Genomic DNA, 10,265 nt, shown 5'->3' on the forward strand with positions numbered 1-10,265 from the left:
GGGGGTTACTGTTCGGTCAGTCCACTCAGGCCGGTCCGGGATGCCCGTTGGAGGCCCCGTCGACGGAGTTCTCGGTCGGATCGTCGGGGGTACGGCAGCAGAATTCCAGCCACAGTGCCGCCGCGGTCAGGAGCACACCACCGATCAGACCGATGATGGCGGCAGGGGTGTCGTGCTCGGCGGCCGTCACCCCGTGCCGGGTCAGCAGGAAGACCAGCAACCCCGCCCACAGACCGGTGGCTATCGCACCGAGGATGGCCGACGCCTTGGCCAATGCGACGACCCGTGCCGCGGTCAGGGGATGCAGCTGGCCACGGGCGCGGCCGACCTGTCGCCCCTCCACGCGGGCGCGGACGACGAACCCGGTGACCGCCTCGATCACGGCGAGGATGTAGAGCACGATCCCGGCCAGCGTCGGCAGCGGCGGCAGACTCGAATAGTTGTAGCGCACCAGAATCCACGCGGTGACGCCGACGATCACCGCGATGACGGCCAGGTCGAACGGTTTGGTCGGTCCCAGCCCGGACTGTTCGTCGTCGCCCTGCGGGTTGCGTCGCGGCGTGCTCATCGGGCGGTCCCCGACGAGGTGTCGGTCGGGGTGGGTGCGTCGAGCCGACCCGCCGGACGCACCCCCTCGCGCTCGGCGGACGGCAGTGCGGCGACCAGATCGTCGACGCGGCGGGTCCCGGCCGGGGTCCACAGCATCGCGTCGGGATCGATCTCCAGCCACGGCACCAGCACGAAGGCGCGGTGGACCGCGCGCGGATGCGGCAGGGTCAGCACCGGGTCGTCGCTGCGCACCGGGCCGTCGTCGTCGACGGTGATCACGTCGACGTCGAGGGTTCTCGGACCCCACCGCACATCGCGGGTGCGGTGGGCGGCCTGTTCGAGCTCGGCGCCACGCCGCAACCACTCCCGCGGAGTGCGGTTCCCCTCGACGACGAGGGTGATGTTGAGGAAGTCGTCCTGCTCGACGCCGCCCCACGGGGCGGTGGCATAGACCTGCGAGACGGCGACGAGCTCGTCGGCGAACCCGTCGACCACCGTGCGCAGCGCACCCCGCGCGTCGCCCACATTGGCCCCCGCCGAGAGCACCGCACGACTCATCGTGGGGTCTTCCGGGAGCGGCGGGTCACCACCGCGACGTCGTCGAAGGTCAGCGGGATCGGCGCGGACGGTTTGTGGACCACCACCTCGCAGGCGGTGATCCGCTCGTCGGCCATGACCGTGTCGGCGACCTCGGCACCCACCGTCTCGATCAGGTTGCGCGGCGTGCCGGCGACGATGTCGTGCGCCTGCTGGGCCAGCGCCCCGTAGTCGACGGTGTCGGCGAGGTCGTCGGAGGCCGCGGCGGCCCGCAGGTCCAGCCACAGTGTGATGTCGATGATGAAGACCTGGCCGTCGGCCCGCTCGTGGTCGAAGACGCCGTGGTTGCCGCGGACCCGTAGCCCCCGCAACTCGATCCGATCGGTCACCGACCCACCTCCGTTTGTCTCGACACAGCTGTCTCGTCCGGGGCACCCGCGCGCCCCGTTCCCCCGCGTCCCATTTCTCCGCGTCCCATTTCCCCGCGGCTGCGGCCACCGTCACGCCAGGCCTGTGCCACCCGCACCGCGTCCCGACTCGATGCGACGTCGTGGACCCGAACGCCCCAGGCGCCGCCGGCCGCCGACAACGTGCTGATGGCCGCGGTGGCGGCCTCACGTCCGGCAGGGGGCCGGTCGGCCCCGTCGACGGCGAGCAACGACCCGAGGAACCGCTTGCGCGAGGCCCCGATCAGCACCGGGAAACCCAATCCGACGAAGGTCGGCAGCGCATGCAGCAGCGCCCAGTTGTGGTCGGCGGTCTTGGCGAATCCCAGACCGGGGTCGAGGATGATGTTCTGCGGGGCAACCCCTGCGCTGACCGCGGCGTCGACCTGGCCGAGCAGTTCGCGGGTCACCTCGGCCACCACGTCGTGGTAGCCCCCTCGGTCGTCCACCCGGTGGGTGAAATGGCGTCCGGCGTCGGCATCGGTCTGTGCGGGCCGCCAGTGCATCAGCACCCACGGCAGCTCTGCGTCGGCCATCACCTTCGCCATGTCGGGATCGGCACGGCCACCGGACACGTCGTTGACGATCGTCGCCCCCGCCTCGATGGCGGCGGCCGCCACCGACGCGCGCATGGTGTCCACCGAGATCACCGCCCCGGCATCGACCAGCGCCGAGATCACCGGCGCCACGCGCTGTGCCTCGATCGTCGGATCGACACGGATCGCGCCGGGCCGGGTCGATTCCCCGCCGACGTCGATCAGGTCCGCGCCGTCGGCGAGCAGCTCGATGCCGTGGGCCACCGCGGCGTCGGTGTCGAGATAGCGCCCTCCGTCGGAGAAGGAATCGGCGGTCACGTTGACCACACCCATCACCAGGGTGCGGTCCGCGCTGGGTAGTCGGCTCACCGGGTGATGAGGTCCAGTGCCTCGCCGCGGGAGACCGCGCTGGTCTTGAACAGTCCACGCACCGCCGACGTGGTGGTGGTGGCACCCGGCTTGCGGATACCGCGCATCGCCATGCACAGGTGCTCGGCCTCGATCACCACGATCACGCCCCGCGGATCGAGCCGGCGTACCAGCGCGTCGGCGATCTGACTGGTCAGACGCTCCTGGACCTGCGGGCGCTTGGCGTAGAGATCCACCAGACGTGCCAGCTTCGACAGCCCGGTGACCTGCCCGCTCACCCCGGGGATGTAGCCCACATGGGCCACCCCGTGGAAGGAGACGAGGTGATGCTCGCAGGTGGAGTACATCGGGATGTCCTTGACCAGGACCAGCTCGTCGTGATCCTCGTCGAAGGTGGTCGCGAGTACCTCGTCCGGGTCGGTGTAGAGACCGGCGAACATCTCGCGGTAGGCGTTGGCGACACGGGTGGGGGTGCGCACCAGCCCTTCGCGGTCGGGGTCCTCCCCGACCGCCAGGAGCAGTTCCCGCACGGCCGCCTCGGCACGCTGTTGATCGAATGCGTGCCGCTCCCCTGCGGGAGCCGCACCATTCGACGTCGCCGAGGCATCCACCCGAACCTCGTGACCGTTACTGCTGATCGTCATCGATCGACCCTTCAGGCGCCGTTACCGTTCGCGCCGTTGCCGTTCGGCCCGTAACCGCCGGGGCCCTGACCGGGATGACCGTACTCGCCACCCCCGTGACCGTTCGTTCCGTGCTGGGGGTTCCCGTGCTGGGGTGCACCCGGTTCCTGCCCGCGGGGCGGCCAGCCCGGCGCCGACCAGTCACGCGGGGCGCCGTAGTCGGGCCACGTCCCCGGCTGACCGGGAGCACCCGGGGCCGGCTGCGCGGGATACGGCTGGGGCTGGGCGGGATACCCACCCGGCGCGGCCTGCGGCGGGTAGACCGGCGCACCCGGGGCCGGGGCACCCGGATAGGGCGCCGGTACGGCCGCGGTGCCCGCACCGATCGGCTCGGCGACCTTCTCCGGGGTGGGCGGCGGCCACGGCTCGCCGCGCTCCATCGCCAGTTCACCCGGGGTCTTCACCGGCGGCTTGTCGCTCGGGGTTCGATCCCCGAAATCGTTGAACGCGGTGATCCGCGGACGCTTCTCGACCTCGGTGAAGATCTTCTCCAGATCCTTACGGGTCAGCGTCTCCTTCTCGAGGAGCTGGGTGGCGAGCACGTCGAGGGTGTCGCGGTACTCCGACAGGATCGCCCACGCCTCGGTGTGCGCGGCCTCGATCAGCCGGCGCACCTCCTCGTCGATCTCGCCGGCGACCCCGGCCGAGTAGTCGCTCTGGCTGCCCATCGAGCGGCCCAGGAACGGATCGCCCTGTTCCTGCCCGTAGCGGACCGCCCCGAGACGGGCACTCATGCCGTACTCGGTGACCATCGCCCGGGCGATCTTGGTGGCCTGATCGATATCCGACGACGCACCTGTCGTGGGCTCGTGGAAGACCAGTTCCTCGGCGGCACGGCCGCCCATCGCCATCACCAGACGCGCGATCATCTCCGAGCGCGTCATCAGTTCCTTGTCCTGCTCGGGCACGGCGAGCGCATGCCCGCCGGTGCGCCCACGCGCCAGGATGGTGACCTTGTAGATGGGGTCGAGATCGGGCATCGCCCACGCGGCGAGGGTGTGTCCGCCCTCGTGATAGGCGACGACCTTCTTCTCGTGCTCGCTGATGATGCGGCTCTTACGACGCGGTCCGCCGATCACACGGTCGACGGCCTCCTCGAGCATCGGTGCGGTGATCGACGACGCGTTCTCGCGGGCGGCCAGCAGTGCCGACTCGTTGACGACGTTGGCCAGGTCCGCACCGGACATGCCCGGGGTGCGCTTGGCCAGACCGTCGAGGTCGGCGTCGGGATCGATGGGCTTGCCCTTGGCATGCACCTTGAGGATCGCGCGACGACCGGCGATGTCGGGGTTGCCGACCGGGATCTGACGGTCGAAACGACCGGGACGCAGCAGCGCGGGGTCCAGGATGTCGGGGCGGTTGGTGGCGGCGATCAGGATGATGCCCGACCGGTCACCGAAGCCGTCCATCTCGACGAGCAACTGGTTCAGCGTCTGCTCGCGCTCGTCGTGTCCACCGCCGAGGCCGGCACCACGCTGGCGACCGACGGCGTCGATCTCGTCGACGAAGATGATGCACGGGCTGTTGTTCTTGGCCTGCTCGAACAGGTCACGCACGCGGGACGCACCGACACCGACGAACATCTCGACGAAGTCCGAGCCGGAGATGGTGAAGAACGGCACCCCGGCCTCACCGGCGACGGCACGGGCCAGCAGCGTCTTACCGGTGCCGGGAGGACCGTAGAGCAGCACACCCTTGGGGATCTTCGCGCCGAGCGCCTGGTAGCGCGCGGGATTCTGCAGGAAGTCCTTGATCTCGTAGAGTTCCTCGACCGCCTCGTCCGCGCCGGCGACGTCGGCGAAGGTCGTCTTGGGCATGTCCTTGGTGAGCTGTTTGGCGCGGGACTTGCCGAAGCCCATCACACCGCCGCGGCCACCGCCCTGCATTCGGCTCATCACGAAGAAGAACAACCCGAACAGGATCAGCATCGGCAGGATGAAGATCAGCAGCTGCCAGATCACCGACTGCTCGTTGACGTTGGTCTGGTACGGCGCGCCGGTGGCCTTGACGTCGTTGAAGATCTCTTCACTCGCCGCCGCCGGGTAGCGGGTGCTGATCTTGGTGGCCTCTTTGTTGTCACCCACCTTGACCGGCGTGTTGGTCTCGATCCGCAGTTGCTGCTCGCGGTCGTCGATCTGGATGGACTTGGTGTTCTTGACGTTGAGCTGCGTCAACGCGACCGAGGTGTCCACGGCGGTGTAGTCGCGATCGCCGTCGCGCCACACGCTCCAGCCCCAGAAGGCCAGCACGATGACCGCCACGATGGCGAGATTGCGGAAGACTGTCTTGCGGTTCATGCGTGTTGGTGCAGGGCCGGCGACACCGCCGTTCCCATTGTCCTTCCCATCGACTTACTGACAAAGGCTACCGGTCAACGAAGGAGGAGGGAAAACTGTTCCGGCGACCGCAACGCTACTGGTAGACCGAGGGGCGGAGGCGGCCGATGAAGGGCAGATCGCGGTAGCGTTCGGCGTAGTCGAGTCCGTAGCCGACGACGAAGTCGTTGGGGATGTCGAATCCGACGTCTGCGACCTCCAGCGAAGCGCGCACCGCGTCGGGTTTGCGGAGCAGGGTGCACACCTCCAGCGTCCGCGGCGAGCGGGTGGCGAGGTTCTTCAGCAGCCACGACAGCGTCAGACCCGAGTCGATGATGTCCTCGACGATCAGGACGTCGCGGCCGGCGATGTCGCGGTCGAGGTCCTTGAGGATGCGCACGACCCCCGACGACGATGTGGACGAGCCGTAGCTCGAGACCGCCATGAACTCCATCTGGGAGGGGATCGGCAGCGCGCGGGCGAAGTCGGTCATGAACATGATCGCGCCCTTGAGCACGCCGATCAGCACCAGGTCCTCGTCGATGTCCTGATAGCGGGCGGCCACCGACTGGGCCAGTTCGGCGGTCCGTGCCCTGATCTGTTCCTCACTGATCAGGACCGCTTCGATGTCGTCGCCATAGTGATGTTCGATCTCGTTCGCCACACATCCAGCTTGTCATGCCGCCACCCGTCTCCGGCACGGACCGGCCGACCCGGGCCCCGGCCGGGGGTCCTCCGGGTGATGTACACGCCCGCCGCCCGGATGCCTCTGGGCGTCACAGTCGGGTAACGGAACTCCCCACCCGCCTCATCCAACGCATTCTCGGCCGACCTCCGGCGATATCGGCGAAGAATATCGACCCGGATGAAGAACCGGTCGATTCATCCACGCAAACAGGAATTGTCATCACTTTCCCCGACACCACGATCCGATCGGCGAATCCACGGTCCCGACACACGGCCGGGGTCCGTCACAGCCCCCGGCCGCAGGACATCCAGCATGATCTCATCGTTTCCGACGACACCGGCCACACCACACCGGCCTGTCTCCAGAATCCGTTTTTTCACAATACTTTTCGCCGGCATATCCCTCGTGGTCCCACTGTCGCAGGCAGGCCGGGCAGCGGCCGATCCCCCACCCGATCCGGTTCAGTGGACGGTCTCGAGAATCGGTGCACACATCGCCGTCGACCTCTCCCATTCGACATTCCGGCAGGCACAGAATTCGCTCGCGATCGTCGACGATTCCGGGGTGACCGTTGCCCGACTCCCGTTGACCTACCGCCTGGAATACGAGGAGTTCCCGATCGCGGTGTCGATAACCGGGAATTCGGCGACATTGACGCCATCCCGGAATCCCGCGCAGGCCCGGGCACTGGACCAGACGCAGGTCGATGCCGTGCGCACGGTGGCCGTCAAGAAGCAGTCCAGCCCGCCGCGGACCAAACAGGAACGCGACGACCAGGCGCTGGCCCGCTTCAACCAGCAACTGATGGCCGGGATGACCGTCTCGACCATCGTCGGCATCGTGCTGGGTGTGGTGATCGGCGCGATCGTGGGCTGTATCCCCGGACTCGCCCTCGCCGGGGTCGGCTGCATTCCCGGACTCGCCCTGGGCGCGACCGTCGGCAGCATCGTCGGCACCGTCCTCGGCGGTGGCGGCAGCCTCATCGTCGCCGCCTGGCAGTACTTCCAGACCATCAATTCCCCGTTCGTCCCGCCGCCGCGCTGATCGGCCGCGCCCCACCGTCCACACCCGACCCACCCGGCCGAACCACCCCGTCGGCCGGGTCGCCCCGAAGCCGCGTCGAACTCCCGCTCGACGCGGCTTCGCCCTGTGCGGACCTTGACAGCCCCGTCGAATGAATCTACGTTCACCGTTGTTGAACATTCCTTCACACGCCCCGGAGGTGCGATGACCCTCACCGCGACAACCCACTCCCTCGAGACCCTTCAGGTCGACGTGACCGACGGCATCGCCGTGGTCACCATCAATCGGCCGGAGGTTCGAAACGCCATCAATGCGCAGGTCCAGGCGGATCTGCGCACCGTCCTCGACGCGGTCCGCACCGACGACGCGGTCGGCGCGGTGATCCTCACCGGCTCCGGCGAGAAGGCGTTCGCCGCCGGCGCCGACATCGGACAGCTTCGCAACTACTCCCTGCACACCGGCCTGGCGTCGACGATGCAGCGGCTCTACGACGAGGTCGAGTCCTTCGAGAAGCCGACCATCGCCGCGGTCAACGGCTACGCCCTCGGTGGCGGATGTGAGCTGGCCATCTCCTGCGACATCCGGATCGCCTCCACCGCAGCCCGATTCGGCCTTCCGGAGACCACCCTGTCGGTGCTGCCGGGTGCCGGTGGCACCCAGCGCATGGCGCGCCTGATCGGCGTCGGCCGGGCCATCGACCTCATCCTCACCGGCCGCATGCTCACCGCCGACGAGGCCCTGGCCGCCGGTCTGGTCACCCAGGTCGCCACCGCCGACGACCTCCTGTCCGACGCCCGCGAACTCGCCGCGACGATCCTGCGCAAGGGCCCGCTCGCGGTCCGTCTGGCCAAGCTGGTGATCCGGTCGGGGATGGACGCCGACCAGCGCACCGGTCAAGTGGTCGAACGTCTCGCCCAGGCGCTGCTCTACACCACCGACGACAAGCGCGAGGGCGCCGAGGCGTTCCTGGCCAAGCGCACCCCGGAATGGACCGGCCGGTGACGGCGATGAAGGTCATGGTCGCCGGGGCCGGGGCGATGGGGTCCCAGATCGCGATGGTCACCGCGCTCGCCGGTCACGAGGTGACCCTCTACGACCTCGACCCGACGATGCTGGAGAGTTCCGTCGCCGCCCTGCGCGGCCGGATGGACTCCCAGGTCGCCAAGGGACGGCGGACCGCCGACGACGTCGACGCCGCGTTCGCCCGACTCACCACCACCACCGCGCTCACCGGCGACGTCGACCTGGTGATCGAGGCGATCGTCGAGAAGCTCGAGATCAAACGGCAGTTCTTCACCGATGTCGATGCCCTGTGCGGCCCGGGGACGATCCTGGCCAGCAACTCCTCGAGCTTCGTGCCGTCGGCGATGGCATCGGCGACCGAACGCCCCGACCGATTCGTCAACCTGCACTTCTTCAACCCGGCGCTGGTCATGCGTTGCGTGGAGGTCGTGCGCGGACCCGAGACCAGCGACGAGACCGCCGCGACCGCCGTCGCCTTTGTCGAGCAGATCGGCAAACTTCCGGTGGTCCTCGACAAGGAGATCCCCGGCTTCGTGGCCAACCGTCTCCTGAACGCCGTTCGCGACGAGGCATTGGCCCTCTACGAGGGCGGATATGCCGGCATCGAGGCCATCGACACCGCCGCACGCACCGCGCTCGGCTACCCGATGGGCCCGTTCGAACTGATGGACCTCACCGGTGTCGACATCGGATATCACACCAAGATGGGCCGCTTCGCCGAGACCGGTGATCCTGCCGACGCCCCGTCGGCGACCGTGTCCGCGCTGGTCGAGCGCGGTGATCTGGGCCGCAAGACCGGCCGCGGCTTCTACCTCTACGACGACACCGGTGCGCGTGTCGGAAAGGCGATCTGATGGATCTCACCCTCACCGAGGAACAGGTGGCATTCCGTACGCTGGCACGCGACTTCCTGGACAAGGAGGTCGTCCCGCACCGTGTGGAGTGGGACCGGCGTGAAGCGGTCGACACCGCACTGATCCCCAAGCTCGGCGAACTCGGTTTCTTCGGCCTGACCATCCCCGAGGAGTACGGCGGTATGGGCGGGGACTACATCACCTACTGCATCGGCATGGAGGAACTCGGCCGCGCCGACTCCTCGGTCCGCGGCATCGTGTCGGTGTCGATGGGATTGTTCGGCAAGATCGTGCTCTCCCACGGCACCGAGGAGCAGAAGCAGCGCTGGCTTCCGGGTATCGCGAACGGCACCCTGCTCGGATGTTTCGGACTCACCGAACCCGACAACGGTTCGGATCCGTCGAACCTCACCACCCGGGCGGTGCGCGAGGGATCGGACTGGGTGATCACCGGCTCGAAGATCTTCATCACCAACGGCACCTGGGCGGACGTGTGCGTGGTGTTCGCCCGCACCGGAGGCCCTGGCGCCAAGGGGATCTCGGCCTTCCTAGTCCCCACCGACACACCCGGCTTCGGCCGCACCGAGATCCACGGCAAGCTGGGGCTACGCGGTCAGGCCACCGCCGAACTGAATTTCGACGGTGTTCGGGTTCCCGCCGATGCGATGCTCGGTGAAGAGGGACAAGGCTTCTCGATCGCCATGCACTCCCTCGACAAGGGCCGGGTGTCGGTGGGTGCCGGATGTACCGGCATCATCGCCGGCTGCCTGGATGCACTGGTGTCCTACACCACCCAGCGCCGCCAGTTCGGCCGGCCGATCGCATCGTTCCAGATGATCCAGGACATGATCGCCGAGATCTCGGTGGACGCCGACTGCGCCCGACTGCTCACCTGGCGTGCCGCCGACCTGATCGAGCGGGGCGAACCGTTCGGCATCGAGGCATCCAAGGCCAAACTGTTCGCCTCCGAGAAGGCCGTCAAGGCAGCCAATCTCGCGATCCAGGCATTCGGCGGTTACGGCTACGTCGACGAGTACCCGGTACAGAAGTACATGCGCGATGCCCGCGTCATGACCCTGTACGAGGGCACCAGCCAGATCCAGAAGCTGCTGATCGGCCGGGCCGAGACAGGAATCTCCGCATTCCTCTGAGCGCGTCCCGCGGACGTTCTCTAGCGACGATACGGCTGCCGAAACCACAGGTGCGCTACCACTCAATCATCCACTGCCCATTGCTGGTTGA

The 10,265-nt window shown here is 68.1% G+C and carries 11 protein-coding genes; 4 read left to right on the top strand and 7 right to left on the bottom strand.

Annotated elements, in window-relative coordinates; translation table 11 throughout:
• Window positions 1-25: 25 nt before the first annotated feature.
• The 7 genes from GD1_RS18850 to hpt form a co-directional block, all read right to left on the bottom strand.
• Window positions 26-568 (bottom strand): DUF3180 domain-containing protein, encoded by a 543-nt coding sequence (locus GD1_RS18850; RefSeq protein WP_059039132.1) that lies wholly within the window; start codon window positions 566-568, stop codon window positions 26-28.
• Entirely contained in the window at window positions 565-1,107 is a 543-nt protein-coding gene (folK, locus tag GD1_RS18855) for a 2-amino-4-hydroxy-6-hydroxymethyldihydropteridine diphosphokinase (protein ID WP_059039133.1), read from the bottom strand. Before folK ends, GD1_RS18850 begins: the two co-directional genes overlap by 4 nt.
• Entirely contained in the window at window positions 1,104-1,475 is a 372-nt protein-coding gene (folB, locus tag GD1_RS18860; RefSeq protein ID WP_053776936.1) for a dihydroneopterin aldolase, read from the bottom strand. The genes folK and folB overlap by 4 nt, the downstream gene beginning before the upstream one ends.
• Complete coding sequence (gene folP / locus GD1_RS18865; RefSeq protein WP_083534426.1) at window positions 1,472-2,401, bottom strand: dihydropteroate synthase; 930 nt, start codon at window positions 2,399-2,401, stop codon at window positions 1,472-1,474. The genes folB and folP overlap by 4 nt, the downstream gene beginning before the upstream one ends.
• Before the next feature lie 32 nt (window positions 2,402-2,433).
• Window positions 2,434-3,081, bottom strand: a complete 648-nt coding sequence (gene folE, locus GD1_RS18870; RefSeq protein ID WP_059039134.1) for a GTP cyclohydrolase I FolE — start codon at window positions 3,079-3,081, stop codon at window positions 2,434-2,436.
• A gap of 11 nt (window positions 3,082-3,092) precedes the next feature.
• Window positions 3,093-5,417: an ATP-dependent zinc metalloprotease FtsH gene (gene ftsH, locus GD1_RS18875; protein ID WP_059039135.1), complete on the bottom strand. Its 2,325-nt coding sequence runs from the start codon at window positions 5,415-5,417 to the stop codon at window positions 3,093-3,095.
• A gap of 115 nt (window positions 5,418-5,532) precedes the next feature.
• Window positions 5,533-6,099, bottom strand: a complete 567-nt coding sequence (gene hpt, locus GD1_RS18880) for a hypoxanthine phosphoribosyltransferase (RefSeq protein WP_020792902.1) — start codon at window positions 6,097-6,099, stop codon at window positions 5,533-5,535.
• 429 nt (window positions 6,100-6,528) lie between these two features.
• Between hpt and GD1_RS18885 the strand changes: the two genes are divergently transcribed.
• From GD1_RS18885 to GD1_RS18900, 4 genes are all read left to right on the top strand, one after another.
• On the top strand, window positions 6,529-7,167 hold the full coding sequence (locus GD1_RS18885) for a DUF8020 domain-containing protein (protein WP_083534428.1): 639 nt from the start codon (window positions 6,529-6,531) through the stop codon (window positions 7,165-7,167).
• A gap of 183 nt (window positions 7,168-7,350) precedes the next feature.
• Window positions 7,351-8,148 carry an enoyl-CoA hydratase/isomerase family protein gene (locus GD1_RS18890; protein ID WP_059039137.1) on the top strand — a complete coding sequence of 266 codons (798 nt, stop codon included), beginning with the start codon at window positions 7,351-7,353 and terminating at the stop codon, window positions 8,146-8,148.
• A 5-nt stretch (window positions 8,149-8,153) separates the two neighbouring features.
• Complete coding sequence (locus GD1_RS18895; RefSeq protein WP_059039141.1) at window positions 8,154-9,023, top strand: 3-hydroxyacyl-CoA dehydrogenase family protein; 870 nt, start codon at window positions 8,154-8,156, stop codon at window positions 9,021-9,023.
• Entirely contained in the window at window positions 9,023-10,174 is a 1,152-nt protein-coding gene (locus tag GD1_RS18900) for an acyl-CoA dehydrogenase family protein (protein ID WP_059039138.1), read from the top strand. The genes GD1_RS18895 and GD1_RS18900 overlap by 1 nt, the downstream gene beginning before the upstream one ends.
• Window positions 10,175-10,265 lie beyond the last annotated feature (91 nt).

Source organism: Gordonia desulfuricans NBRC 100010, from assembly GCF_001485495.1.
Taxonomy (GTDB): Bacteria; Actinomycetota; Actinomycetes; order Mycobacteriales; family Mycobacteriaceae; genus Gordonia; species Gordonia desulfuricans.